23 protein-coding genes and 2 tRNA genes are annotated in these 23,240 nt (G+C 67.9%); 13 read left to right on the forward strand and 12 right to left on the reverse strand.

Features of this window, described 5'->3' with window-relative positions; translation table 11 throughout:
• Window positions 1-154: 154 nt before the first annotated feature.
• Window positions 155-1,090 carry a pirin family protein gene (locus J5T34_RS04105; RefSeq protein WP_208578737.1) on the reverse strand — a complete coding sequence of 312 codons (936 nt, stop codon included), beginning with the start codon at window positions 1,088-1,090 and terminating at the stop codon, window positions 155-157.
• Window positions 1,091-1,909: 819 nt separating this feature from the next.
• Between J5T34_RS04105 and J5T34_RS04110 the strand changes: the two genes are divergently transcribed.
• The 4 genes from J5T34_RS04110 to J5T34_RS04125 are packed head-to-tail and all read left to right on the forward strand — an operon-like array spanning window position 1,910 to window position 5,485.
• Complete coding sequence (locus tag J5T34_RS04110) at window positions 1,910-2,626, forward strand: ABC transporter permease (RefSeq protein ID WP_208578738.1); 717 nt, start codon at window positions 1,910-1,912, stop codon at window positions 2,624-2,626.
• Window positions 2,627-2,670: 44 nt separating this feature from the next.
• Entirely contained in the window at window positions 2,671-3,585 is a 915-nt protein-coding gene (locus J5T34_RS04115; RefSeq protein ID WP_432207627.1) for a glycine betaine ABC transporter substrate-binding protein, read from the forward strand.
• A 38-nt stretch (window positions 3,586-3,623) separates the two neighbouring features.
• Window positions 3,624-4,274: an ABC transporter permease gene (locus J5T34_RS04120; RefSeq protein WP_208578740.1), complete on the forward strand. Its 651-nt coding sequence runs from the start codon at window positions 3,624-3,626 to the stop codon at window positions 4,272-4,274.
• Entirely contained in the window at window positions 4,271-5,485 is a 1,215-nt protein-coding gene (locus J5T34_RS04125; RefSeq protein WP_208578741.1) for an osmoprotectant ABC transporter ATP-binding protein OsmV, read from the forward strand. Before J5T34_RS04120 ends, J5T34_RS04125 begins: the two co-directional genes overlap by 4 nt.
• A 52-nt stretch (window positions 5,486-5,537) precedes the next feature.
• Here J5T34_RS04125 and J5T34_RS04130 read toward each other — a convergent pair whose 3' ends face one another.
• From J5T34_RS04130 to J5T34_RS04145, 4 genes are all read right to left on the reverse strand, one after another.
• The gene (locus tag J5T34_RS04130; RefSeq protein WP_208578742.1) at window positions 5,538-6,503 is read right to left on the reverse strand and encodes a hypothetical protein; all 966 of its coding nucleotides are present in this window, start codon (window positions 6,501-6,503) and stop codon (window positions 5,538-5,540) included.
• 118 nt (window positions 6,504-6,621) lie between these two features.
• Window positions 6,622-8,199: an aldehyde dehydrogenase (NADP(+)) gene (locus J5T34_RS04135; RefSeq protein WP_208578743.1), complete on the reverse strand. Its 1,578-nt coding sequence runs from the start codon at window positions 8,197-8,199 to the stop codon at window positions 6,622-6,624.
• Between the two features lie 136 nt (window positions 8,200-8,335).
• Window positions 8,336-9,253 carry a 5-dehydro-4-deoxyglucarate dehydratase gene (gene kdgD / locus J5T34_RS04140; RefSeq protein ID WP_208578744.1) on the reverse strand — a complete coding sequence of 306 codons (918 nt, stop codon included), beginning with the start codon at window positions 9,251-9,253 and terminating at the stop codon, window positions 8,336-8,338.
• A gap of 198 nt (window positions 9,254-9,451) precedes the next feature.
• On the reverse strand, window positions 9,452-10,204 hold the full coding sequence (locus tag J5T34_RS04145) for a FadR/GntR family transcriptional regulator (protein WP_208578745.1): 753 nt from the start codon (window positions 10,202-10,204) through the stop codon (window positions 9,452-9,454).
• A gap of 179 nt (window positions 10,205-10,383) precedes the next feature.
• On the opposite strand from J5T34_RS04145, the gene gudD reads away from it, so the two are divergent.
• Entirely contained in the window at window positions 10,384-11,736 is a 1,353-nt protein-coding gene (gudD, locus tag J5T34_RS04150) for a glucarate dehydratase (RefSeq protein WP_208578746.1), read from the forward strand.
• A gap of 93 nt (window positions 11,737-11,829) precedes the next feature.
• Entirely contained in the window at window positions 11,830-12,801 is a 972-nt protein-coding gene (locus J5T34_RS04155; RefSeq protein ID WP_244258697.1) for a Bug family tripartite tricarboxylate transporter substrate binding protein, read from the forward strand.
• A gap of 74 nt (window positions 12,802-12,875) precedes the next feature.
• Here J5T34_RS04155 and J5T34_RS04160 read toward each other — a convergent pair.
• Window positions 12,876-12,965: transfer RNA gene (locus J5T34_RS04160), tRNA-Ser, on the reverse strand.
• Between the two features lie 252 nt (window positions 12,966-13,217).
• Between J5T34_RS04160 and J5T34_RS04165 the strand changes: the two genes are divergently transcribed.
• Window positions 13,218-13,712 carry a glycine zipper 2TM domain-containing protein gene (locus tag J5T34_RS04165; RefSeq protein ID WP_174108828.1) on the forward strand — a complete coding sequence of 165 codons (495 nt, stop codon included), beginning with the start codon at window positions 13,218-13,220 and terminating at the stop codon, window positions 13,710-13,712.
• A 103-nt stretch (window positions 13,713-13,815) separates the two neighbouring features.
• Here the strand turns inward: J5T34_RS04165 and hemW are convergent, their stop codons facing one another.
• From hemW to rph, 3 genes are read right to left on the reverse strand one after another with little or no spacing between them, the layout of a single operon-like run.
• On the reverse strand, window positions 13,816-15,060 hold the full coding sequence (gene hemW, locus J5T34_RS04170) for a radical SAM family heme chaperone HemW (RefSeq protein WP_208578747.1): 1,245 nt from the start codon (window positions 15,058-15,060) through the stop codon (window positions 13,816-13,818).
• Complete coding sequence (gene rdgB, locus J5T34_RS04175; RefSeq protein WP_244258695.1) at window positions 15,057-15,695, reverse strand: RdgB/HAM1 family non-canonical purine NTP pyrophosphatase; 639 nt, start codon at window positions 15,693-15,695, stop codon at window positions 15,057-15,059. Before rdgB ends, hemW begins: the two co-directional genes overlap by 4 nt.
• Window positions 15,696-15,733: 38 nt before the next feature.
• The gene (rph, locus tag J5T34_RS04180; RefSeq protein ID WP_208578749.1) at window positions 15,734-16,453 is read right to left on the reverse strand and encodes a ribonuclease PH; all 720 of its coding nucleotides are present in this window, start codon (window positions 16,451-16,453) and stop codon (window positions 15,734-15,736) included.
• Window positions 16,454-16,671: 218 nt separating this feature from the next.
• Here rph and J5T34_RS04185 point away from each other — a divergent pair, with 218 nt between their 5' ends.
• The 3 genes from J5T34_RS04185 (at window position 16,672) to rpoZ (ending at window position 18,624) form a co-directional block, all read left to right on the forward strand.
• On the forward strand, window positions 16,672-17,607 hold the full coding sequence (locus tag J5T34_RS04185) for a YicC/YloC family endoribonuclease (protein WP_208578750.1): 936 nt from the start codon (window positions 16,672-16,674) through the stop codon (window positions 17,605-17,607).
• A 137-nt stretch (window positions 17,608-17,744) separates the two neighbouring features.
• The gene (gene gmk / locus J5T34_RS04190; protein WP_208578767.1) at window positions 17,745-18,341 is read left to right on the forward strand and encodes a guanylate kinase; all 597 of its coding nucleotides are present in this window, start codon (window positions 17,745-17,747) and stop codon (window positions 18,339-18,341) included.
• A 79-nt stretch (window positions 18,342-18,420) separates the two neighbouring features.
• A complete protein-coding gene (gene rpoZ / locus J5T34_RS04195) occupies window positions 18,421-18,624 on the forward strand; it encodes a DNA-directed RNA polymerase subunit omega (RefSeq protein ID WP_006578656.1) in 204 nt (67 codons plus the stop codon).
• Window positions 18,625-18,644: 20 nt separating this feature from the next.
• Here rpoZ and J5T34_RS04200 read toward each other — a convergent pair whose 3' ends face one another.
• Window positions 18,645-18,845: a hypothetical protein gene (locus J5T34_RS04200; protein ID WP_208578751.1), complete on the reverse strand. Its 201-nt coding sequence runs from the start codon at window positions 18,843-18,845 to the stop codon at window positions 18,645-18,647.
• Here J5T34_RS04200 and J5T34_RS04205 point away from each other — a divergent pair.
• Window positions 18,844-21,261 (forward strand): RelA/SpoT family protein, encoded by a 2,418-nt coding sequence (locus J5T34_RS04205; RefSeq protein WP_208578752.1) that lies wholly within the window; start codon window positions 18,844-18,846, stop codon window positions 21,259-21,261. The two genes, J5T34_RS04200 and J5T34_RS04205, sit on opposite strands and share 2 nt — an antisense overlap.
• Window positions 21,262-21,293: 32 nt before the next feature.
• Here the strand turns inward: J5T34_RS04205 and greB are convergent, their stop codons facing one another.
• Complete coding sequence (greB, locus tag J5T34_RS04210) at window positions 21,294-21,860, reverse strand: transcription elongation factor GreB (RefSeq protein ID WP_208578753.1); 567 nt, start codon at window positions 21,858-21,860, stop codon at window positions 21,294-21,296.
• 123 nt (window positions 21,861-21,983) lie between these two features.
• Here greB and J5T34_RS04215 point away from each other — a divergent pair.
• A tRNA-Arg gene (locus tag J5T34_RS04215) sits at window positions 21,984-22,060 on the forward strand.
• 151 nt (window positions 22,061-22,211) lie between these two features.
• Here the strand turns inward: J5T34_RS04215 and J5T34_RS04220 are convergent.
• A complete protein-coding gene (locus J5T34_RS04220) occupies window positions 22,212-22,634 on the reverse strand; it encodes a hypothetical protein (RefSeq protein WP_208578754.1) in 423 nt (140 codons plus the stop codon).
• A gap of 236 nt (window positions 22,635-22,870) precedes the next feature.
• On the opposite strand from J5T34_RS04220, the gene J5T34_RS04225 reads away from it, so the two are divergent.
• Window positions 22,871-23,131 carry a hypothetical protein gene (locus J5T34_RS04225; protein ID WP_208578755.1) on the forward strand — a complete coding sequence of 87 codons (261 nt, stop codon included), beginning with the start codon at window positions 22,871-22,873 and terminating at the stop codon, window positions 23,129-23,131.
• Window positions 23,132-23,240 lie beyond the last annotated feature (109 nt).

Genomic DNA, 23,240 nt, shown 5'->3' on the forward strand with positions numbered 1-23,240 from the left:
ACGCTACCAAGAATTGGACGCCCCGATCCTCGCTCTCCCTCGAACTTGAGCTCGCGCTCAGAGCATGGGTCAATCGATCTGAGGCGTCCGGGACGAATTTTGCAACATACAAGGGTCGGGGAGAGGGCAGCGGCGCGCCGCGCCGCTCTCCCACTCACCCCGCGCTCTGCACCTTCCCCTCGAACCGCCCATCGCGGAAGTCGCTCAGCGCCTGGTGAATTTCCGCCTCGCTGTTCATCACGAACGGGCCGTACTGCACGATCGGCTCGCCCAGCGGCTTGCCGGCGATCAGCAGGAAGCGCGCGTCCTGCGTGGCCTTGACGATCACGCCGTCGGCATCCGCCTCGTTGGCCAGCACGCCCATCCGCTGCGCGTCGAGCGCGGCCAGCGCGTCGCCCTCGCCGATGCTCACTTCGCCCCGATACACGTAGACGAACGCGTTATGCCCGGCGGGCACGGCCTGCGCGAACGATTGGCCGGCCGGCAGCGCGACGTCGAGATACAGCGGCTCGGTGACGGGCCGCGTCATCGCGCCCTGCACGCCGTGCGAAGCCCCGGCGAGCACGCGCACCGCCGCGCCGCCCGGCAGCGCGACCGTCGGAATGGCGGCGGCCGGCAGGTCGCGATACCACGGCGCCGTCATCTTGTCGCTGGCCGGCAGGTTCAACCACAGCTGGAAGCCCTCCATGCGGCCGTCCTGCTGTTCCGGCATCTCCGAATGCACCACGCCGGCACCGGCCACCATCCATTGCGCGCCGCCGTTCTCCAGCAGGCCCTCGTTGCCGGCGCTGTCGCGATGGCGCATGCGTCCGGCCAGCATGTAGGTGATGGTCTCGAAGCCGCGATGCGGGTGGGCCGGAAAGCCGCCGATGTAGTCGTCGGCCCGGTCGGTGCCGAAGGCGTCCAGCATCAGGAACGGGTCCAGCCGGCGCTGCAGGTTCTGCGTCAGCACGCGGGTCAGCTTGACGCCGGCGCCGTCAGAGGTGGCGATGCCGCGCACCACGCGATCGATGGTGCGGGTGCGATGCACCGATTCCTCGGCCGTGGCCGGAACGGTGGCGGTGGTGTCGTCGGTACGGATGGCGTCCATGTCGATCTCCTGTGTCCTGTTGAGCGGCAACTCGCGCCGCGGTACCCCCTCAATGTAAGGGTTTGGCAGGAAAGCGGTAGCCGGGGGCAGGGCAAAAGAGCGTTCTATCGGTGGAATGATGAAGGCGCCTTTGTGAACGCTGATGGAACGCAGCGGACACCCTTGCCGGGTGCCTGGTGCTCCCTTTGGGCAGGCCCCGGAACCGGCAAATAGACGCCAAAAGACGGCCGGTTGACAGACGGGGTGACAAGATCGATGAAGTTCGTTAGAATAGCGACCTCTTTGCCATCCGTTGTTGCAAATTAGCCGCTTGAGCTCCGCGCTCGCCGCGGCGGATTTGGCGACCACGGCCGATTGATCCGGCGGCGCGTCGGAACCTTCAATTTTGCGCTGCCACTGGCCTGCGAGGTCATGACGACCGTCTTGGCGACCGTCCGAGACCGTCCGCGCGTTACCCGGCTGATGCCGGCACCGCGCCGACCCGCAGCGCCGCGCCAGGGCCGCTGGCGCCCGCCCGTTCCGGGCGGCCCCGCGGTCCGTCACCGGGCCCCCATCTGCCTCGCCTTCATGCGGCAATGGGCGCCTACCGTCCGTCCGCCGGCATCCCGCCGGTCATGGCGGACAGCACCAATCTAGCCTGGACCCGGCCGGGTCCGCCGCCATGGCGCCATGCCCCGCTCGGGTCTCGCCATCGCGCTGGTCCGTTGCCGCCGTCCGTTCATGGTCCGCCGTCGCGGCCGATGCGCCTTGCCGCGCCGCTCCAGCGGTCGCGTCCCGGCTTGCATCGCCGTCGCCCGGCGGGAGGAAAGGGGAGGAAAGATGTCTTTGCGAATCTGGCGTGGACTCGGCTGGGCCGGCTTCATCGTGCTGGCGCTGGCCGGCCTGCTGGCCTGGGTCGGCGTCGACACGATCGCCCAGCACCGCGAACGCCTGCTTTACGACGTGGCCGATCACCTGCGCCTGGTGGCGTGGTCGATGGCGCTGGCGCTCGCCACCGGCGTGCCGGCCGGCATCCTGCTGTCGCGGCCGGCGCTGCGGCGCTGGGCCGACCGGCTGATGCAGATCTTCAATATCGGCAACACGGTGCCGTCGCTGGCGGTGCTGGCGCTGTCGCTGGCCGTGCTCGGCATCGGCGAGCGGCCCGCGGTGCTGGCGCTGTGGCTGGCCTCGCTGCTGCCGATCGTGCGCAATACCTGCGAGGGATTGCGCGGTCTGCCGCCGGCGCTGCTGGAAGCGGCCAAGGGCATCGGCATGACGCCGCGCCAGCGGCTGCTGCGGGTCGAGCTGCCGAACGCGATGCCGGTGATCCTGGCCGGCGTGCGCACCAGCCTGGTGATCAACGTCGGCACCGTGCCGCTGTCGTTCCTGATCGGGGCCAACAGCCTCGGCGAAATGATCTTCCCCGGCATCTACCTGAACAACCCGTCGCTGCTGCTGCTCGGCGCCGCGGCCACCGCGCTGCTGGCGCTGGCGCTCGATGCGCTGTTCGCCGCGGGCGGACGCTTCTATCTGCGCCGGCGAGGGCTGGCGGCATGAAGCGGAACCTCAAGCGGAACATCAAGGAGAACACCATGACGCTGATGCGATCGCTTCGTCCGCGCACGTGGCTGGCCGCGCTGCTCGGTGCCGCCGCGCTGCTGACGAACGCCCCTTCGATGGCAGCCGATTCCGCACCGGTGCGCGTCGGCGGCAAGAACTTCACCGAGCAGCTGATCCTGTCGTCGATGACCTCGCAGTATCTGCGCGCCAAGGGCTTGACCACCGAGCTGACCGCCGGGCTGGGCAGCACGCTGATGCGGCAGGCGATGGAGAGCGGCCAGCTCGACATCGTGTGGGACTACACCGGTACCGCGCTGATCGTCTTCAACCGCGTCGACGAGAAGCTCGATGCCGAGCAGAGCTACGCCCGCGTCAAGGCGCTCGATGCGGCCAAGGGCCTGGTGTGGCTGCAGCCGTCGACCATCAACAACACCTATGCGCTGGCGATGCCGCGCCACCGCGCCGAGGCGGCCGGCGTCACCTCGCTGTCCGAGCTCGCGGACAAGATCCGCGCCGGCGGCGAGGACAAGCGCCACACCTTCGCGGTCGACATGGAGTTCGCCGCGCGGCCCGACGGCCTGGAGCCGCTGAAGGCCGCCTACGGACTGCCGTGGACGCGGCGCGACGTGATCCAGCTCGATCCGGGCCTGGTCTACACGGCGCTGCGCAACGACCAGGTCGAGACCGGCCTGGTCTACGCCACCGACGGCCGCGTCAAGGGCTTCGACCTGGTGCTGCTGCGCGACGACAAGGGCTTCTTCCCGGCCTACCAGGCGGTGCCGGTGGTGCGCAAGGCGGTGCTCGACGCCCATCCGCAACTGGCGGAACTGCTGAACGCGCTGGCGGCCGCGCTCGACAACGCGTCGATGACGGAGATGAACTACCGCGTCGACATCGAGCAGAAACCGGTCGATGCCGTCGCGTCCGACTTCCTGCGCCAGCACGGGCTGATCTGAGCCGCGCCGGACTCTGACGGACAAGACACGGACAACTCATGGACCTGATTTCCTATCTGCAACACAGCTGGCCGACGCTGCTGAAGCTGACCGGCGAGCATCTCGCGCTGGTCGGCGCGGCGGTCGGGCTGGCGATCCTGATCGGCGTGCCGCTCGGCATCCTGGCCACGCGCTGGCGCTGGCTGGCCACGCCGATGATGACGCTGGCCACGGTGGTGCTGACGATCCCGTCGATCGCGCTGTTCGGCCTGATGATCCCGGTGTTCGCGCGCTTCGGCCACGCGCTCGGCTATCTGCCGGCCGTCACCGCGGTGTTCCTGTATTCGCTGCTGCCGATCCTGCGCAACACCTATGTGGCGCTGGCCGGCATCGACAGCGGCATCCAGGAGGCCGGCCGCGGCATCGGCATGACTACCTGGCAGCGCATGCGGCTGGTCGACCTGCCGCTGGCGGTGCCGGTGATCCTCGGCGGTGTGCGTACCGCGGTGGTGATGAACATCGGTGTCGCCACCATCGCCGCGCTGATCGGCGCCGGCGGCCTCGGCGTGCTGATCCTGCAAGCGATCAGCCAGAGCAATATGAGCAAACTCGCGGTGGGCGCCGTCCTGGTCAGCCTGCTCGCCATCATGGCGGACGTGTGCCTGCAATGGTTGCAGCGCGTGCTGACGCCCAAAGGAATCCGCACATGATCGAACTGGACCAACTGAGCAAATCGTTCACGCAGAAGGATGGCGCGCTGGTGCGCGCGGTCGACTCGGTGTCGCTGACGGTGCCGCGCGGCGAGATCTGCGTGTTCCTCGGCCCGTCGGGCTGCGGCAAGACCACCACGCTGAAGATGATCAACCGGCTGATCCCGCCGACCTCGGGCCGCGTGCGCATCGAGGGCGAAGACACTGCGGGCATCGACGAGGTCGCGCTGCGCCGCAAGATCGGCTACGTGATCCAGCAGATCGGCCTGTTCCCCAACATGACGATCGAGCAGAACATCACGGTGGTGCCGCGCCTGCTGGGCTGGGACAAGCAACGCTGCCGCGAACGCGCACGCGAGCTGATGGCGATGGTGCAGCTCGATCCGAACCGGATGCTGACGCGCTATCCGCGCGAACTGTCGGGCGGCCAGCAGCAGCGCATCGGCGTGATTCGCGCGCTTGCCGCCGACGCGCCGGTGCTGCTGATGGACGAGCCGTTCGGCGCCGTCGATCCGATCAACCGCGAGAGCATCCAGAACGAATTCCTGCAGATGCAGCGGCAACTGGGCAAGACCGTGATCATGGTCTCGCACGACATCGACGAGGCGATCAAGCTGGCCGACAAGGTCGCGGTGTTCCGTGCCGGCAAGCTGGTCCAGTTCGATCACCCGGACGCGCTGCTGGCGCATCCGGCCGACGAGTTCGTGCAGGCCTTCGTGGGCCACGACAACACGCTCAAGCGCCTGCTGCTGGTGCGCGCGGGCGATGCCGCCACCATGGGCGCGACCGCCACGCCGCAGATGCCGCTGGCGCAGGCGCTGGCGCTGATGGACGACGCCGATGTGCGCCATCTGCCGGTGCTTGACCAAGGGCAGCGTGCGCTCGGCTATGTGGCGCGCCGCGACGCGCGCAATCCGGCCGCGGGCACTCAGGTCTGCGGCGACGTGCTGCGTCCGTTCGCCGCGACCGCGGCGGTCGACGAGCACCTGCGCATCGTGCTGTCGCGCATGTACCAGCACAACACCAGCTGGCTGCCGGTGGTCGATGGCGACGGCGTCTATCTGGGCGAGGTCACGCAGGAATCGATCGCCGGGTATCTGAGTTCCGGACGCTCGCGCAGCGGCGCGATGGCGATGACGGGTGCGACCGGCGCTGCCGCCCCTGCTGGCGCGCAGGGCACGCAGGCCGCACCGCTGCGCGCGGCCGCCTGATCGAGGCTGTGTGCAATCCCGGCGTCCGGACTTCGGCGCCGGGTTTCCAGCCTCAGCGCAGCTTGCCGGGATGCTGCATCGACCCGGCCCACCACTTCTTGACCGCGTCGATCGCCGATTCCAGCTGCTCCCGGCAGTGCAGGAAGTCGGCGGTCTCGCGCACCCGCCACATCACCTCCTTGCGCAGATGGCCAAGCCGTGTCTTGTGATAGGTGTGCTCGGTGAAATCCGCGTTGATCATCGCCGGATTGATATAGAGACGATGCCCGTGCGCGCGCAGGTCGGCGTGAAACGACACGTGCTCGTTGATCTCCTGCCCATCGGCGTCCAGGCCGATATAGCGCCCCTTGACGAAGGCATCGCGCCGGTAGACCGCGAAGCCGCCGAACGCGGATTCGACCTCGATCGGCGCGGCATTGGCTGGCACGCGGATCTGCTTGGAGGCGACGCACAACTCCAGCGCCTGGCGATGGCCCACCACGTCGACGATGTCGCGATAGGCCGCCCAGCAGTCGACCGGCGACCAGGCGGGATGGCGCAAGGCCCAGATGTCGTAGTAGCCCAGCCGCTGGTTGGCCGTCATGCCGGCCCAGTCGACCTCGCTGCGCCAGCAGCTGAGCACCGCGTCGGCGTTCAAGCCATGGTTGATGTCGTCGAGGTCGGCGGCGATCACGTAGTCGATATGCGCGTAGCGTGGGTCGCTGGCGAGCCGCTCGACATAGACGTTGCGGCAGATCGCGATGCGCTCGCACCGCGTCGGATGGCGATCGCGCAGCGTGCCCATCGATTCGAAGGCAAAGCCCGGGACCTGCGCGGCGAGCTGCCGCAGCTGCTGCACCGAATCGTCGGTCGAGTCGCTCTCGACCAGCAGGAAGCTGACCGAGGCGAAGGGGGAAAGAACCTGCCGCAGGTGTGCCACTTCGCGCGCGATGGTCGCGGCGCAATTTCGCACCGGCCCGACCACCACGACATGGGCGGATTCGGGCGGGATGCGCAGGGCACGCGGCGGGGTGGTCATGATGGCGATCCTCGGTCGCCGGGCGGGCGACGCGTTACGGTGACGATGTCACTGTACGGGCGTCGCCCTGCACCGACTGTGGGATGGATCACACAGTCGCGCCCGCCGGGGCCAGCGGTCAGGCCCGGCCCAGTTCTCCGTCCCGCAGCCGCCACAGTCCCAGCGGATTGTCGTCGCGCAACGCCGGCGGCAGCAGTTCGCCCGGCACGTTCTGATAGCAGACCGGGCGCAGGAAGCGCGCGATCGCCGCGGCGCCGACCGAGGTCGTGCGGGCGTCCGAGGTGGCCGGGAAGGGGCCGCCGTGGACCATCGCATACGAGACCTCGACACCGGTCGGGTAGCCGTTGAACAGCACGCGGCCGACCTTGCGCTCGAGCGTCGGCAGCAGCTGGCGGGCCGCCGCGTAGTCGTCGGCATCGGCGTGCACGGTGGCGGTCAGCTGGCCCTCCAGGCTGCGCGTGAGCGCGCTCATCTCGTCGATGTCCCGGCAGACCACCAGCACCGACGACGGACCGAACACCTCGGCCTGCATCCGATGGTCGGCGATGAACTGCGCGGCGCTGGTCTCGAACATCGCGGCGCAGGCCTGGTTCGGGCCGCTGCCGGCCAGGCCCGTGCCGATGCGCTGCAGCCCGTTGATCTCGCCGAGCTTCGCCACGCCTTGCTGATAGGCCTGATGGATGCCGGGCGTCAGCATCGTGCCGGCCGGCTTGCCGCCCAGCGCTTGCACCGCGGCCGCGCGGAAGGCGGCCAGCGCGGGGCTGTCGATGGCGATCACCAGGCCCGGGTTGGTGCAGAACTGGCCGACCCCCATCACCAGCGAGTCGATCAGCTCGGCGGCGATCCGCTCGCCGCGCGCGGCCAGCGCCGCGGGCATCAGGAAGACCGGATTGATGCTGCTCATCTCGGCATAGACCGGGATCGGCTGCGGACGCTGCTGCGCCACGCGCGTCAGCGCCAGGCCGCCGCCGCGCGAGCCGGTGAAGCCCACCGCCTGGATCGCCGGGTGCGCGACCAGCGCGGTACCGATCTCGTTGCCGGCGCCCAGCACCAGCGAGAACACGCCTTCGGGCAGGCCGGCATCGGCCACGGCCTGCTGGATGACACGGCCCACCAGTTCCGAGGTGCCCAGATGGGCCGGGTGCGACTTGGCCACGACCGGGCAGCCCGCCGCCAGCGCCGAAGCGGTATCGCCGCCGGCCACCGAGAACGCGAGCGGGAAGTTGCTGGCGCCGAACACCGCCACCGGGCCCAGCGCGATGTTCTGCATGCGCAGGTCCGGCCGCGGCGGCGTGCGCTCGGGCAGCGCGCTGTCCCAGGTGGCCTGCTGCCAGCGGCCGTCGCGCAGCACGCGCGCGAACAGACGCAGCTGATTGGCGGTGCGGCCGCGCTCGCCCTGCAGGCGCGCCAGCGGCAGGCCGCTTTCGCGATGGGCGCGCTCGATCAGCGTGTCGCCGAGCGCCTCGATGCCGTCGGCAATGCGCTCCAGAAAGCTGGCGCGCTGTTCCGGCAGCGTGTCGCGGAAGGCGTCGAAGGCTTGTTCGGCCAGCACGCAGGCGCGGTCGACCTCGGCCGCGCCGCCGCCATGAAAGTCGGGGCCCAGCGTGGCGCCGGTGGCGGGATCGATCGCCTGCAGCACGGCGTCCTGGCCGCTCACGGCGCTGGCGCCGATCAGCATTTCTCCGGTGATCTTCATTGGCTTCTCCTGAAAACGTCGATGGCGCATCGGCTGCCGAGGTTCAACACCTGGGGCAGCCGATGCGCCGTGGGGCATCAAGGCGCGCGCCGCACCGGCCTGGCCGGGCGCAGCGCGCGTCAGAACGGCATGACATTTACTGGCCGCCGACCTTGTCGATCAGCTGCTGGAGCATCGCGCATTCCTCTTCGCTCAGATCCGTCAGCGGCGCGCGCACCGGGCCGGCATCGTGGCCGACCAGGCGGGCGCCCGCCTTGATGATGCTGACCGCATAGCCCTGCTTGCGATTGCGGATGTCGAGGTAGGGCAGGAAGAACGTGTCGATCAGGCGGCCGACGGTTTCGTGGTCCTCGGCGGCGATGGCGCGGTAGAAGTCCATCGCGGTCTTCGGAATGAAGTTGAACACCGCCGACGAGTAGACCGGCACGCCCAGCGCGCGATAGGCGGCCGCATAGACCTCGGCGGTCGGCAACCCGCCCAGATAGGCGAAGCGCTCGCCCAGCCGGCGGCGGATCGACACCATCAGTTCGATGTCGCCCAGGCCGTCCTTGTAGCCGATCAGGTTCGGGCAGCGCTCCGCCAGCCGTTCCAGCTGCACCGCGTTCAGGCGGCACACCGCGCGGTTGTAGACGATCACGCCGCACGACACCGAGCGGCAGACCGCTTCGACATGGTTGGCGATGCCTTCGGGGCTGGCCTCGGTCAGGTAGTGGGGCAGCAGCAGCACGCCGTGGGCGCCCAGGCGCTCGGCTTCCTGCGCATAGGCGATCGCCACGCGGGTCGGGCCGCCGGCGCCGGCGATGATCGGCACCTTGCCGCGGCAGGTGTCGACCGCGGTGCGGATGATGTCGCTGTACTCGTTCGGGGCCAGCGAGAAGAACTCGCCGGTGCCGCCGGCGGCGAACAGCGCGCTGGCGCCGTACGGGGCCAGCCATTCGAGACGCTTCGCGTAGGAGGCCGCGGCGAAGTCGCCGTTGGCGTCGAAATCGGTCACCGGGAACGACAGCAGGCCGGCGCTGATGATCTGTTTGAGGTCTTGGGGGTTCAGGGACATGGTGGTTTCCGATTTTCCGATGAAAGAGCCGGGCGTCCTGCCCGAGTGCGCAACGTGGGACGAGGGCGGCGCCTGCATGGCGAAGTGCCGTTCGATGGTCGATATCGTAAGACATCATACAACTGTAGCGCAAGAGGCTTCAGTCAGGGGTTAACCCTCGGCCGGCGTATCGGGGTATCGGTTTATGGCGTGGGGCCTTCAGCCCGGCGTGCTGGCCGCGGCGGCCGACGCCTTGCGCAGCCGTTCGCGGCTGTTGGTCAGATGCATGCGCATCGCCGCCTTGGCGCCATCGGGGTCGCGGCGCTCGATCGCGTCGTAGATGCTGTCGTGCTCGAAGTTGACCCGTTCCAGATATTGTTCCCGGTCGCCGGGCGTCACGTGCAGGCGACCGCGCGGGATCACCGACGTGCCCAGGTGACCCAGCATCTCGCTGAAGTAGCGGTTGCCGGTGGCGCGCGCCACGGCCAGGTGGAAGGCGAAGTCCGAGGCCACCGAATCGCCGCCCGAGGCGGCAGTGCGCTTGAGCTCGTCCAGCGCGCGCCGCATCTCGGCCAGATCGGCGTCGCTGCGCCGCACGGCCGCCAGACCGGCCGCTTCCGCTTCGATGCTGACGCGAAATTCCAGCATCGCCAGCACGTCCATCGCGGTGACCATCGCCGAGGGATCGATGCGGAACGGGGAGGCCGATTCGGCGGGAGGCGGCGTCAGTACGAAGGTACCGATGCCGTGACGAGTCTCGACCAGACCGCTCGCCTGCAGCCTCGACAGCGCTTCGCGTACCACCGTGCGGCTGACGCCGAGCGTGGTCATGATTTCCGATTCGGTGGGCAGCTTGTCGCCGGGGCGCAGCGTGCCCTGGCGAATGCTGTCGGTCAGGCTGGCGACCGCTTCTTCGGCCAGCGTGCGGCCGCGGCGGCGAAGCGGATTGGGGGTCAAGGTCGAGGCTTTCATAGGGTAAGTACGGTGCTTGACCGGTTCTGGAACGGCTCATTATACTGCGTCGTAAGTTATACGACGACTGATAACCGACGTTGTTGGTTCCTTTATCTCGTTCCCCTCATGCCGCCGTCCGGCGTGCCAATGGAGGCGGGGATGACGACGCCACCCGAGACAGCATTCCGAGACACCTCATGACAGACCAATCGATCTCCGCCGCGGGCGCCACGCCCGTCGTCACCGAATTGACCGTGATCCCGGTGGCCGGCCACGACAGCATGCTGATGAACCTGTCGGGCGCCCATGGCCCGTTCTTCACGCGCAATGTCGTGCTGCTCAAGGACAGCGCGGGCCGCACCGGCGTCGGCGAGGTGCCGGGCGGCGAGGGCATCCGGCAGACGCTGGAGGACGCCCGCCCGCTGGTGGTCGGCCAGCCGATCGGCGCATACCAGGCGGTGCTCAATCGCGTGCGGCAGGCCTTCGCCAGCCGCGATGCCGGCGGGCGCGGCCTGCAGACCTTCGATCTGCGCATCACGATCCATGCGGTCACCGCGCTGGAAGCGGCGCTGCTCGACCTGCTGGGCAAGCATCTGGACGTGCCGGTCGCCGCGCTGCTCGGCGAAGGGCAGCAGCGCGACGCCGTCGAGATGCTCGGCTATCTGTTCTATATCGGCGATCGCAAGCGCACCACGCTGCCATATCGCGAGGAGCCCGATGCCGACGACGCCTGGTTCCGGCTGCGCAATGAAGAGGCGATGACGCCCGAGGCGGTGGTGCGCCTGGCCGAGGCGGCCTACCAACGCTACGGCTTCAACGACTTCAAGCTCAAGGGCGGGGTGCTGCGCGGCGACGAAGAGATGGAGGCGATCGTGGCGCTGGCCGAGCGCTTTCCCAAGGCCCGCATCACGCTCGATCCGAACGGCGCCTGGTCGCTGGCCGAGGCGATCCGGCTGTGCCGCGACAAGCATGGCGTGCTCGCCTATGCCGAGGACCCGTGCGGCGCCGAGGACGGCTATTCGGGCCGCGAGATCATGGCCGAATTCCGCACCGCCACCGGGCTGCCGACCGCGACCAACATGATCGCCACCGATTGGCGGCAGATGGGCCATGCGGTGCGGCTGCAGTCGGTCGACATCCCGCTGGCCGATCCGCATTTCTGGACCATGCAGGGCTCGGTGCGTGTCGCGCAGATGTGCGCGGAGTGGGGCCTCACATGGGGCTCGCACTCGAACAACCACTTCGACATTTCGCTGGCGATGTTCACCCATGTGGCAGCGGCCGCGCCGGGGCGCATCACGGCGATCGATACGCACTGGATCTGGCAGGACGGCCAGCGGCTGACGAAGGAGCCGTTGAAGATCGAAGGCGGCATGGTGCAGGTGCCCACGCGTCCGGGCCTTGGCGTCGAGATCGACATGGCCGAGCTGGAGAAGGCCCACCAGTGCTATCGCAGCATGGGACTGGGCGCGCGCGACGACGCGGTGGCGATGCAGTTTCTGATTCCGGGCTGGAAGTTCGACAACAAGGCGCCTTGCATGGTGCGGTAGCCGGTGCCCGCGATCCCTTCGACAACGAACAGAGATTCAGGAGACAACATGAGCAAGTCCTTCATCACCTGTGTGCGCCGCCTGCCGCGGCTGATGCTGTCCGCGGGCGTGCTGGCCGGCGCGTTTGCCGGCGGCCTGCTGGGGGCCGGCACCGCGGCCGCGCAGGACTGGCCGCAGAAGCCGGTGTCCGTCGTGGTGCCGTTCCCGCCCGGCGGATCGACCGACACTATCGCGCGGATGCTGGCGCAGCCGCTGAACGAAAAGCTGGGCCAGCCCTTCGTGATCGAGAACCGCCCGGGCGCGACCGGCGCGATCGGCGCCGCGATGGTCAAGCGCGCGCCGCCCGATGGCTACACCATCATGATCGCGTCGATCGGCGTCTATGCGGTCAACCCCTTCCTGCAGAAGAACCTGCCGTACGATCCGGTCAAGGACTTCGACCTGCTGACGGTCGCGGTGCGCGCGCCCAACGTGCTGGTCGCCAATTCGTCGGTCGCCGCGCGCAGCGTGCAGGACCTGGTGGCCCATATGAAGAAGAACCCGGGCAAGGTCAGCTTCGCGTCGTCGGGCGCCGGTTCGTCGGACCATCTGACCGCGGCGCTGTTCTGGCAGAAGACCGGCACCGACGGCCTGCACGTGCCGTACAAGGGCGGCGGCCCGGCGATCCAGGACCTGCTGGCCGGCCAGGTCGAGGTCTCGTTCCAGAACATCAACGCCGTGATCCAGCACATCAAGGCGGGCAAGCTGAAGGCGCTGGCGATTACCTCGGACAAGCGCTCGCCGCTGCTGCCCGATGTGCCCACGCTGGCCGAAGCGGGCGTCAAGGATGTCGAGGTCTATTCGTGGCAGGCCGTCGCGGCGCCGCGCGGACTGCCGGCGAACGTCAAGTCGAAGCTGCACGGCGCGCTGGTCAGCTCGCTGACCGAGCCGAAGATGCGTGCCAAGCTGGCCGAGACGGGCTTCGAGGTCGTCGCCAATACGCCGGAACAGTTTGCGCAGTTCGAAAACCAGGAACTCCAGCGCTGGAAGAACGTGATCGAGGCCGGCAAGATCACCATTGATTGACGATCGATCGAACGATCGAACGATCGCTCCGCGGCATGTCGTTGCCCCGCCTTGCGCGGGGCTTTTTTATGGGATGGCGGAGACGGTGAGATTCGAACTCACGGATGGGTCACCCCATCGGCAGTTTTCAAGACTGCTGCCTTAAACCACTCGGCCACGTCTCCGGTCTCCATGGCGGGCCGGCCTTGCGCCGGCCGCGCATTATAGCAAGGCGGGTTCGGCGCGGGAAACGCGGGGCCGGGAAACGCCTCGTTACACATCTTGCATCGCGGGAAGACAAGAAACCCCCGCTGTCGGCGTTCGTCCGACATCGCGGAACCTTGTCTGGATGTATACCTCCTAGGGCAGGAGGGAGCGGCGCCGCGCCGCATCCCGTCTCTACCCGTCCCTTCTCGTCCAAGTCAGGAGAACATTAAATGAATGGCAAGACTTTGTTTGGCATGGCTGCGCTGGCCGCCGCAATCGGTACCGCGGGCTGCGCGGCGCCCGGTGGCGGTTATGGCTACGGCGCCCCGGCCAATGCCGGCTACCAGACTGGCCAGGGCGCCTACCAGGCGCCCGCCGGCTCCGTGTTCTACGGTCGCGTCGAAGCGATCGAGCCGATCCAGCAGCCGCGCGGCGCCAGCTCGGGTCTGCTCGGCACGGTGATCGGCGGCCTCGCCGGCGGCCTGCTCGGCCACCAGATCGGCGGCGGCCGCGGCCAGACCATCGCGACCATCGGCGGTGCGGTGGCGGGCGGTGTGGCCGGCAACCAGATCGAACAGCGCGCCACGGGCGGCATGGAGACCGTCTATCGCGTGCATGTGCGCCTCGACGATGGCCGCATGGCTACCGTGACGCAGCGCCAGGCCAACAATCTGCAGGTGGGTCAGCGCGTGCAGGTCGCCAACGATATGGCGTCGCCGATCTGACGATACGGTCGCTGCGATCGCAGCGTCGCAAGGAAAAAAGCCGCGAATGGATCGCGGCTTTTTTCTTTGGTCTGCAGGATGGGCGATGCCCGCACGGCATGCCTCACGACTTCAGGAAGATCTCCTGCAGATCGTTCAGAAAGCGCCGTCCCAGCTCGGTCGGACGGATCAGGGTCGGGTCGGGATCGAGCAGTCCCTTGTCGGTGGCCAGCGCCAGCTCACGCCGGATCGCATGCAGGGGCAGGCCGGTATGGTCGTGGAACAGGCTCGCCGGCACGCCGTCGGTCAGCCGCAGCGCATTGAGCATGAACTCGAACGGCAGCTCGGCGGCATCGACGTCGCGCGCTTCCTGCACCGCGTTGCCCGCCATCGCCTGCGCCATATAGGTGGCCGGATGCTTGTAGCGCATCTGGCGCAGCACGCGATGCGGGAACGACAGCTTGCCGTGTGCGCCGGCGCCGATGCCGAGGTAGTCGCCGAAGCGCCAGTAGTTCAGGTTGTGGCGCGCCTCGCGATGGGGCTGCGCATAGGCCGAGGTCTCGTAATGGCGATACCCGGCCTCGGCGGTGCGCGCCTCGATCCAGTCCTGCATCTCGTAGGCGGTGTCATCGTCGGGCAGCGCCGGCGGGAAGCGCGCGAACAGCGTGTTCGGCTCCAGCGTCAGATGGTAGAGCGACAGATGCGAGGTGCGGTACGACAGCGCCGTTTCGATGTCCTGCCGGCACTGCGCCAGGGTTTGCCGGGGCAGCGCGTACATCAGGTCCAGATTGACGTTGTCGAAGTGGCGCAGCGCGATGTCGATCGCCGCGCGGGCCTCGGCGCCGCCGTGGATGCGGCCCAGCGCCTGCAGGTGTTCGTCGTTGAAGCTCTGGATGCCGATCGACAGCCGGTTGATGCCGCTGGCCCGATAGCTGGCAAAGCGCTCGGCCTCGAAGGTGCCCGGGTTGGCCTCCATCGTGATCTCGGCATCGGCGTCCAGCGGCAGCAGCGCGCGGATGTCGGACAGCAGCCGGTCCATGCCGGCCGCCGACAGCAGGCTTGGCGTGCCGCCGCCGATGAAGACCGTATGCACAGGGCGTCCCCATACCAGCGGCAGCGATTGCTCGAGGTCCGCGCGCAGCGCGTCGAGGTACGCGGCCTCGGGAATCTCGCTGCCGTCGGGCGCCGCATGCGAGTTGAAGTCGCAGTACGGGCATTTGCGCACGCACCAGGGCACATGCACATACAGCGACAGCGGCGGCGAGGCCGGCAGCGAAATCTGTCCGGGCGTGAGCCACAGGCCGACGCTGTCGCCGCCCGCGGAAGCAGGGGCGGGCGCGGCGCCGGGAACGGGGACGATCGGAATCATGGCTGGCGGTGCGCCGTGGTATCCGCGGAGGCATCCTGCCGCAGCCGCTCGCACAGCGCCTGCAATGCCAGCGCGCGATGGCTGACGCGGTTCTTCTCTTCCGGCGACAGCTCCGCGGCGGTCTTGCCCAGCGCCGGCAGCAGGAAATACGGGTCGTAGCCGAAGCCGCCCTCGCCGCGCGGGGTGTCGATGACTTCGCCGTCCCAGCGGCCTTCCGCGATGATCGGACAGGGATCGTCGGCATGGCGCACCAGCACCAGTACGCAGTAGTAATGCGCGCGGCGATTGGCCTGGCCCGCCAGCTCGGCGACCAGATGCGCGTTGTTGGCGGCGTCGCTCTTTTCCTTGCCGGCCATCTGCGCATAGCGCGCCGAGTAGACGCCGGGCGCGCCGCCCAGCGCATCGACGCTGATGCCGGAATCGTCGGCCAGCGCGGGCAGGCCGGACAGGCGGCTGGCATGGCGCGCCTTGGCCAGCGCGTTCTCGACGAAGGTCACGTGCGGTTCCTCGGCCTCGGGGATGCCCAGCTCACGCTGCGGCACCACGTCGAAACCCAGCGGCGCGAGCAGCGCGCCGAACTCGCGCAGCTTGCCCGCGTTGTTCGAGGCCAGCACCAGGCGTTGCGATGCGCGCATGGCGTTGCCTGCGGTCATCCCTGCCGTCATGCCGGCCCTCATGCCAGGTTCAGCGCCTGGCGCTGCATCAGGATCAGCTCGGCGATGCCGCGCTCGGCCAGTTGCGTCATGGCGTCGAGCTGCGCGCGCGAGAACGGCACGCCCTCGGCGGTGCCCTGGACCTCGACGAAGCCGCCGCTGCCGGTCATCACGACGTTCATGTCGGTGTCGCAGGCGCTGTCCTCGGCGTAGTCCAGATCGAGCACCGGCACGCCGTCGACCATGCCGACCGACACTGCGGCGACGAAGTCGCGGATCGGGCTTTCGGCGATCAGGCCGTCGCGCAGCATCACCGAGACGGCGTCGTGCGCGGCGACGAAGGCGCCGGTGATGGCGGCGGTACGCGTGCCGCCATCGGCCTGCAGCACGTCGCAATCGAGCTGCAGCGTGTATTCGCCCAGCCGCGACAGATCGAACACCGAGCGCAGTGCGCGGCCGATCAGACGCTGGATCTCCTGGGTGCGGCCCGACTGCTTGCCGCGCGCGGCCTCGCGGTCCGAGCGGGTATGGGTGGCGCGCGGCAGCATGCCGTACTCGGCGGTGACCCAGCCTTCGCCGCTGCCTTTCTTGTGGGGCGGCACCTTGGCCAGCACGCTGGCGGTGCACAGCACCTTGGTGTCGCCGAAGGCGGTCAGCACCGCACCTTCGGCGTGCCGGGTGTAATGGCGGGTCAGGGTGATCGGGCGCAGCGCATCGGCCGCGCGTCCACTGGGTCGCATGGAGGCTCTCTTGGATGGGAAATCGGGAACAGGCGCGATTTTAACGCCGGGCGGCGGGCGACGCTGGCGGCGGGGGTTCCGCACCGGGCAACGGACCCCCGCCGGGCCCGGGGGGCAAAGTTCTTTACAATACAGTGTTGGTCAGCCCACCTGCCGGGCCGGCAGCCCTCGCCGCGTCGTGCGGCCCGCGCGCGCCAGCCCCTTCAAGAGACGAATCCATGATCCATAGCATGACCGGATATGGCCTGGCGACCCGCCAGGCACCGCTGACCGACGCGCATGGCGCGCCGAGCGGCCGGACCGCGGCCGTGTCGGTCGAATTCCGCACCGTCAATTCGCGCTTCCTCGATCTGCTGTTCCGCGCGCCGGAAGAATGCCGCGCCTTCGAGCCGGCCTTGCGCGAGATGCTGACGAACAAGCTGGCGCGCGGCAAGCTCGAGTGCCGCATCAATCTGCAGCGCACCGATGCGGGCGGCGCGGCGCTGGCGCTCAATACCGGCCTGCTGGCGCAGCTGCGCGAGCTCGAGGGCACGGTGGCCAAGACCTTCGATCAGGCCGGCACGCTGCGCATGGGCGAGATCCTGCGCTGGCCCGGCGTGCTGATCGAGCCCGAACTGTCGCAGGACGCGCTGCGCGAAGCGGTGCTCGGCGCCGCCAGGGACGCGCTGGCGCAACTGCTGGAGGCGCGCCGCCGCGAAGGCGACGCGCTCAAGGCCACGCTGGTCGACCGCATCGACGCGATGCTGGCGATCGTGCGGCGCCTGGCGCCGGCGGTGCCCGAACTGATCGCGCAGCATCAGGAGAAGCTGACCGAGCGCCTGCAGGAGGCCTTCAACCTGGTCGCGCCGAACGGCATGCCGTCGATGTCGCGCGACGAGATCGGCGAACGCATCCGCCAGGAGGCGACCGTCTACGGCATCCGCATCGACATTGCAGAGGAGCTGTCCCGGCTCGAGGCGCATCTGAACGAGACCCGGCATATCCTCGACAAGGGCGGCCAGGTCGGCAAGCGGCTCGACTTCATGATGCAGGAGCTGAACCGCGAGGCCAACACGCTGGGTTCGAAGGCGGCGGCCAAGGAGCTGGCCGATGCTTCGATGGAGCTCAAGCTGCTGATCGAGCAGATGCGCGAACAGATTCAAAATCTCGAATGACCAAGATGAGCGACCCGACTCAGTCTCCCACCCCGTCCAGTCCTTCGTCCGCCTCTCAGGCGGCACCTCAGGCCGCACCTCAGGCCGCACCGCAGGCGCATACCGCGATCGACACCGTCTATCCCGGCAACCTGTTCATGGTGGTGGCCCCGTCCGGCGCCGGCAAGTCGACGCTGGTCAATGCGCTGCTGGCGCAGGACTCGTCGATCCGCCTGTCGATCTCGCACACCACGCGGCCGCCGCGTCCGGGCGAGCAGGATGGGCGCGAGTACCACTTCACCACGATCGAGGCCTTCCGCGAGGCGCGCGATCGCGGCGACTTCCTCGAATGGGCCGAGGTCCATGGCAACTACTACGCGACCTCGCGCGTCTGGATCGAACAGCAGATGGCGCACGGCCATGACGTGCTGCTGGAGATCGACTGGCAGGGCGCGCAGCAGGTGCACAAGCGCTTCTCCAACGCGGTCGAGATTTTCATCCTCCCGCCGTCGCTGACCGCGCTCGAAGAGCGCCTGCGCAAGCGCGGGCAGGACGAGCCCAACGTGATCGTGCGGCGTCTGCTGGCGGCCGGCAGCGAGATGGCGCATGCCTCCGAAGCCGACTACGTGATCATCAACGACGTGTTCGACGAAGCGCTGGAAAAGCTGCGCTGCGTGGTGCGTGCCACGCGCCTGCGTTTCTCCTCGCAGAAGGCGCGACACGCCGATCTGTTCATCGAACTCGGCATCCACTGAATGCGAGGCCGCGGGGCCGCGGGCCACCTGCGGTAAAATGGCGGCCATCGCATAGCTTCTGTCTCAAGGTAGATTTGATATGGCGCGTATTACCGTCGAAGATTGTCTGAAACACATCCCGAACCGCTTCGAGCTCGCGCTCGCTGCGACCTACCGCGCGCGCCAGCTGGTGCAGGGGCACACGCCGAAGGTCGAGGCCAAGGACAAGCCGACCGTGGTGGCACTGCGCGAGATCGCGTCGGGCCAGGTCGGCATCGAAATGCTGAAGAAGGTGCCGACCTGATCGGCTGGCGGCCCGGTTTTTCAACGGCATTGCGAACTCCTCCGGAATTCCGCCCGATCGTCGCCCTGGTCGACCGGATTACCCTGATCGCACTCGTTGCCCACGTCTGAACCACAGGCCGCCATCATGCCTTCGTCGCCGCGCTCTTCCTCGCGATCGTCGCCCAAACCGGGCAGCACGGGGGAGGCGCGCGCCGCGGCGCGCACCGGCGCGCCGAACATGCCCGATCCATTGGGCGACGACGTGGTCGGCGAGCGTGCCGTAGCCCCGGCGATGGCATCCGCCAAGAGCCGCGCGGCCAGCGGCCCGGCCACGCAGCCGCGCGCGGCCGACAGCGGCGTCGCGGTGGCCGCACCGGCCGGTCAGGCCGCGCCGGCCACGGAAGGCCTCTTCATCGACGCGGTCCTCGCGCAGACATACCGGCATTTCTTCGGTCCGACCTCGCAGCCCGCGGTGCCGCCGCGGCAGCAGGTGATCTCCATCGCCGGTCTGATGGAGAAGCTCAATTACCTGAAGCCGGCCGACCAGGCCCTCGTGCGCGAGGCCTTCCAGTTTTCCGACGAGGCCCACCTGGGCCAGTACCGGCAGAGCGGCGAGCCGTACATCACGCATCCGGTCGCGGTCGCCGAGCTGTGCGCCGAGTGGAAGCTCGATGCGCAGTCGATCATGGCAGCGCTGCTGCACGACGTGATCGAAGACCAGGGCATCACCAAGAGCGAGCTGGCCGAGAAGTTCGGCCCCAAGGTCGCCGAACTGGTCGATGGCCTGACCAAGCTGGACAAGCTCGAATTCCAGAGCCGCGAGCAGGCGCAGGCGGAGAGCTTCCGCAAGATGCTGCTGGCGATGGCGCGCGACGTGCGCGTGATCCTCGTCAAGCTGGCGGACCGCACGCACAACATGCGGACGCTGGACTTCGTGCCGCCGGAGAAGCGCCGGCGCATCGCGCTGGAGACGATGGAGATCTATGCGCCGATCGCGCATCGGCTCGGTCTGAACAGCACCTATCGCGAGCTGCAGGAACTGTCGTTCAAGGTCGGCTCGCCGTTCCGCTACGCCACGCTGGAGAAGGCCGTCAAGGCGGCGCGCGGCAATCGCCGCGAGGTGGTCTCGCGCATTCTTGAAGCCGCGCAGAGCGCGCTGGCCAACGCGGGCATCGTGGCCGAGCTGTCGGGCCGCGAGAAGACGCTGTACAGCATCTACCGCAAGATGCACGACAAGCAGCTGTCGTTCTCGCAGGTGCTCGACGTCTACGGCTTCCGGGTCGTGGTCGAGACGCAGATGCACTGCTACATGGCGCTCGGCGCGCTGCATGGGCTGTACAAGCCGATGCCGGGCAAGTTCAAGGACTACATCGCGATCCCGAAGATCAACGGCTACCAGTCGCTGCATACGACGCTGGTCGGCCCCTTCGGCACGCCGGTCGAATTTCAGATCCGCACGCGCGAGATGCACCAGATCGCCGAGGCCGGCGTCGCCGCGCACTGGATGTACAAGCACCACGCCGACCAGATCAACGATATCCAGCAGCAGGCGCACCAGTGGCTGCAGTCGCTGCTCGATATCCAGAGCCAGACCGGCGATTCGCAGGAATTCCTCGAGCACGTCAAGATCGACCTGTTCCCGGACGCGGTCTATGTGTTTACGCCGAAGGGGCATATCCGCGCGCTGCCGCGCGGCGCGACGGCGCTGGATTTCGCCTACGCGGTGCACAGCGATCTCGGCAACCAGTGCGTTGCGGTCAAGATCAACAACGAGCTGCTGCCGCTGCGCACCGAGCTCAAGAGCGGCGATATCGTTGAGGTCATCACCGCGCCGTACTCCAAGCCCAATCCCGCCTGGCTGTCGTTCGTGCGCACCGGCAAGGCGCGCGCGGCGATCCGCCACTATCTGAAGACGACCAAGCTCGACGAGGCCATCCAGCTCGGCGAGCGCCTGCTCGAGCAGGCCGCGCGCCAGCTCGGCATCGACCTGAAGGCGGTGCCGCAGCCGGTGTGGGAACGGATGATCCAGTGGACCGGCAACAAGCAGCGCGACGACATCTTCGCCGACCTGGCGCTGGGACGGCGCGTGCCGGCGGTGGTCGCCAAGCGCATGGAGATTCTGCTGCAGGAGCTGTCGGGCGACTTCGATACCGCGCTGATGGCGGCCGTGCAGACCTTCGCCGGCGAGGAGGCGCCCGCGGTGCCGATCACCGGCGACGAAGGCATGTCGATGATCTTCTCGGCATGCTGCCGGCCGATTCCGGGCGATTCGATCGTCGGCTATCTCGGCAAGGGCGAAGGGCTGCAGATCCATGTTCAGGATTGCAAGGTCGCCAAGCGGCTGCACAGCAAGGACCCGGAGCACTGGATCGAGGTCATGTGGGCCAACAAGACCACGCGCGCCTTCGATGTCTCGATCAAGGTGCTGGTGCGCAACGTCAAGGGCATCGTCGCACGGGTGGCGGCGGACCTGACCGCCGCCGACGCCAACGTCGCGCACGTCGCGATGGAGCACCAGGACAACGGGCGGCAGGAAGCGACCTATATGCAGTTCGTGATCCAGGTCCACGACCGCCTGCATCTGGCGAACGTGATGCGGGCCCTGCGCCGCAACACCGACGTCATCCGCATCTTCCGCGACCGCAACGACGGCTGAGGCGTCGCCCGTGCCCGGTTCTGGCTAGGGGCTCAGGGCTCGCCGCGCTTCGGATAGCGGACTTCCAGGATATCGATCTGCTCGATGCCGTTGGGCGTGCGCAGCGGCACGGTATCTCCCTCGCGCGCCTTGATCAGCGCCTTGGCGATGGGCGAGATCCAGCTGACCCGGTGCGCGTCCAGGTCGACCTCGTCCATGCCGACGATGGTGATGGTGTTTTCCTCGCCGGACTGGTTGGCGTAGGTCACCGTCGCGCCGAAGAAGATCTGGTCGTTGTCGCCTTGCAGCGAGGGGTCGACCACCTCGGCCTTGTCGAGCCGGCGCGTCAGGAAGCGGATGCGGCGATCGATTTCGCGCAGGCGCTTCTTGCCGTAGAGGTAGTCGCCATTCTCGGAGCGATCGCCGTTCGACGCGGCCCACGAGACGATCTGCACGATCTCGGGACGCGCGACATCGATCAGGTGCATCAGCTCGTCGCGCAGGCGCTGGTAGCCCTGCGCGGTGATGTAGTTCTTGGTGCCGGCCGGCAGCGGGGTCGCGCCTTCCGGGAGGTCGTCGTCTTCGTCGTCCGACGGTTCTTTGACAAATGCCTTGCTCATGGTACGGATCACTTCTTGGCAGGCAGACATTATAGGAACAGCCGCTCCCCGGGGCGACGCGGAAAAAGATAGGGCAGGGGGCTTCCCAAAAACAAAAAACGCGATATAATCTCTTTCTCGCGTGCGGCTGTAGCTCAGTTGGATAGAGTACTTGGCTACGAACCAAGGGGTCGTGGGTTCGAATCCTGCCAGCCGCGCCACCTACACGCAGTACGAACGGCTTGGAGAGTTTGCTCTCCAAGCCGTTTTTGTTTTGGCGTTGCGGTTGAGGTTGAAGTGGGGAGGTGGCTTGCCGGTTTTGCCGCGCCCGCCTCGGTGGCCTCGGTGGCAATCCGGCGTCCCGACAACCGATTACAGCGCGGCCGGATTCTCGCTGTTCGCCGCCGCGCTCGGGCGTCCGCTCTGGACATTGACCCCCGCCTTCAATCCCGCGTATGCCGCGAAGCCCAGCGCGGCGACCGATATGGCCAGCGTGGCCACCCATTTGTAGATGTCGGTATGCGCGCGCTCGACCGAGGCACGGATATCGCCCAGGTCGAGCTTGGCGTCGAGCCGCGTCAGCGTCGTCTGGATGCCCGCGACGCTGGTGGTCAGGTTGGCGACATCGGTCTTCAGCGACGACACGTCTGTCTTCAGCGACGACACGTCGGTCTTTAGCAGTGACACGTCGGTCTTCAGGGACGAGACGTCGGTCTTCAACGTCGAGACGTCGCCCTCGAGCCGGGCCACCGATTGTTCCAGTCGATCGATTCGGTCCATCTTGCGATCATCCATGATGCAATCACGTTGGTGCGGGTTCTCGCCGGTTCGTGCGGCGCGCCGGGCAAGCAGGGGCGACTGATGCAAGGTCGGCAATGGCGATGATGATGGCACGAATTGCACCGGCTCACTGTCAATTTGCGTTTCCACTGCGCCGTTCTCCGACAGCCGCGTCAGCCTTCGCCGCCTTGCGCCTGCACGGCACGGTGCCTAGCCTGAAGACTGTGTACCAGGGCAATGCAGGAGGCGCGATGCAGGACGACGATTGGCGTGTCGAGGACTATCGCGGCATGGATGTCTATGTGCTGGTGTCCGAGCGCAAGGGCGGCGGGCCGCCGGGCTGGGCCTATGAGGTCCGCATCGGTCAGGAGGGTGCCGATCCGAGCGATGCCGGCGATATCGAAATGATCGCCAGTGGCGAACAGGTCTTCGCGACTCGCCACGCCGCCGAGGTCGCGGCGTTCAGTGCGGGCTATGCGCGCGTGGACCGCATCCTCGGGCCGGAGCAGTGAGCCGCGTGCCTGCATGCGAGGCTGCGGCATCCGTTCATGTCATGTCGTGATGTATTGGCGCGTGGCGCCCGGTCTTCGCGCCGATAATAACGCTTGCAATCGGCGCGCG

It is taken from the genome of Cupriavidus gilardii, assembly GCF_017598945.1.
Lineage (GTDB): Bacteria > Pseudomonadota > Gammaproteobacteria > Burkholderiales > Burkholderiaceae > Cupriavidus > Cupriavidus gilardii_E.

What these genes read in the sequence shown, in the direction of transcription:
- J5T34_RS04155 (WP_244258697.1), top strand. Translation starts at nt 11,830, where the DNA reads ATGCTGTCCGCGGGCGTGCTGGCCGGCGCGTTTGCCGGCGGCCTGCTG.
- J5T34_RS04105 (WP_208578737.1), bottom strand. Translation starts at nt 1,090, where the DNA reads ATGGACGCCATCCGTACCGACGACACCACCGCCACCGTTCCGGCCACG.
- J5T34_RS04120 (WP_208578740.1), top strand. Translation starts at nt 3,624, where the DNA reads ATGGACCTGATTTCCTATCTGCAACACAGCTGGCCGACGCTGCTGAAG.
- hemW (WP_208578747.1), bottom strand. Translation starts at nt 15,060, where the DNA reads ATGATTCCGATCGTCCCCGTTCCCGGCGCCGCGCCCGCCCCTGCTTCC.
- gmk (WP_208578767.1), top strand. Translation starts at nt 17,745, where the DNA reads ATGGTGGTGGCCCCGTCCGGCGCCGGCAAGTCGACGCTGGTCAATGCG.
- J5T34_RS04220 (WP_208578754.1), bottom strand. Translation starts at nt 22,634, where the DNA reads ATGGATGATCGCAAGATGGACCGAATCGATCGACTGGAACAATCGGTG.
- gudD (WP_208578746.1), top strand. Translation starts at nt 10,384, where the DNA reads ATGACAGACCAATCGATCTCCGCCGCGGGCGCCACGCCCGTCGTCACC.
- rpoZ (WP_006578656.1), top strand. Translation starts at nt 18,421, where the DNA reads ATGGCGCGTATTACCGTCGAAGATTGTCTGAAACACATCCCGAACCGC.
- J5T34_RS04145 (WP_208578745.1), bottom strand. Translation starts at nt 10,204, where the DNA reads ATGAAAGCCTCGACCTTGACCCCCAATCCGCTTCGCCGCCGCGGCCGC.
- J5T34_RS04165 (WP_174108828.1), top strand. Translation starts at nt 13,218, where the DNA reads ATGAATGGCAAGACTTTGTTTGGCATGGCTGCGCTGGCCGCCGCAATC.
- J5T34_RS04185 (WP_208578750.1), top strand. Translation starts at nt 16,672, where the DNA reads ATGATCCATAGCATGACCGGATATGGCCTGGCGACCCGCCAGGCACCG.
- J5T34_RS04125 (WP_208578741.1), top strand. Translation starts at nt 4,271, where the DNA reads ATGATCGAACTGGACCAACTGAGCAAATCGTTCACGCAGAAGGATGGC.
- J5T34_RS04115 (WP_432207627.1), top strand. Translation starts at nt 2,671, where the DNA reads ATGCGATCGCTTCGTCCGCGCACGTGGCTGGCCGCGCTGCTCGGTGCC.
- J5T34_RS04135 (WP_208578743.1), bottom strand. Translation starts at nt 8,199, where the DNA reads ATGAAGATCACCGGAGAAATGCTGATCGGCGCCAGCGCCGTGAGCGGC.
- J5T34_RS04205 (WP_208578752.1), top strand. Translation starts at nt 18,844, where the DNA reads ATGCCCGATCCATTGGGCGACGACGTGGTCGGCGAGCGTGCCGTAGCC.
- greB (WP_208578753.1), bottom strand. Translation starts at nt 21,860, where the DNA reads ATGAGCAAGGCATTTGTCAAAGAACCGTCGGACGACGAAGACGACGAC.
- J5T34_RS04225 (WP_208578755.1), top strand. Translation starts at nt 22,871, where the DNA reads ATGCAGGACGACGATTGGCGTGTCGAGGACTATCGCGGCATGGATGTC.
- J5T34_RS04200 (WP_208578751.1), bottom strand. Translation starts at nt 18,845, where the DNA reads ATGTTCGGCGCGCCGGTGCGCGCCGCGGCGCGCGCCTCCCCCGTGCTG.
- kdgD (WP_208578744.1), bottom strand. Translation starts at nt 9,253, where the DNA reads ATGTCCCTGAACCCCCAAGACCTCAAACAGATCATCAGCGCCGGCCTG.
- J5T34_RS04110 (WP_208578738.1), top strand. Translation starts at nt 1,910, where the DNA reads ATGTCTTTGCGAATCTGGCGTGGACTCGGCTGGGCCGGCTTCATCGTG.
- rph (WP_208578749.1), bottom strand. Translation starts at nt 16,453, where the DNA reads ATGCGACCCAGTGGACGCGCGGCCGATGCGCTGCGCCCGATCACCCTG.
- rdgB (WP_244258695.1), bottom strand. Translation starts at nt 15,695, where the DNA reads ATGCGCGCATCGCAACGCCTGGTGCTGGCCTCGAACAACGCGGGCAAG.
- J5T34_RS04130 (WP_208578742.1), bottom strand. Translation starts at nt 6,503, where the DNA reads ATGACCACCCCGCCGCGTGCCCTGCGCATCCCGCCCGAATCCGCCCAT.